Consider the following 236-nt stretch of genomic DNA (forward strand, 5'->3'; position numbering starts at 1 on the left):
GGCGCGCAGCCCGAGGCCGCCGTCGTCGATCACGAACTCCTTGGCGAGCGGCAGCTCCAGGTTCAGCTTGTTGACGAGGTCGAGGTAGGACGCGCGCTCGCCCTGCGCGTCGGCGGGCGGGAAGAGCGTTTCGACGGCGGTGCCGTCCTGGAAGGTGTGGCAGATGAGGACGTAGCGCTGCGGGTGGCGCGCCACGACGACGTTCTCCTGCGGCTACACCGTCGAGTCGCCGCAGG

1 protein-coding gene is annotated in these 236 nt (G+C 70.3%); it reads right to left on the minus strand.

Features of this window, described 5'->3' with window-relative positions:
* On the minus strand, nt 1-195 hold a 195-nt coding region (locus tag RYX56_RS25240; protein ID WP_317124500.1), incomplete at its 3' end, for a hypothetical protein.
* Nucleotides 196-236: the final 41 nt, after the last annotated feature.

It is taken from the genome of Alkalihalophilus lindianensis (assembly GCF_032843265.1).
Lineage (GTDB): Bacteria > Bacillota > Bacilli > Bacillales > Bacillaceae_D > Alkalihalophilus > Alkalihalophilus lindianensis.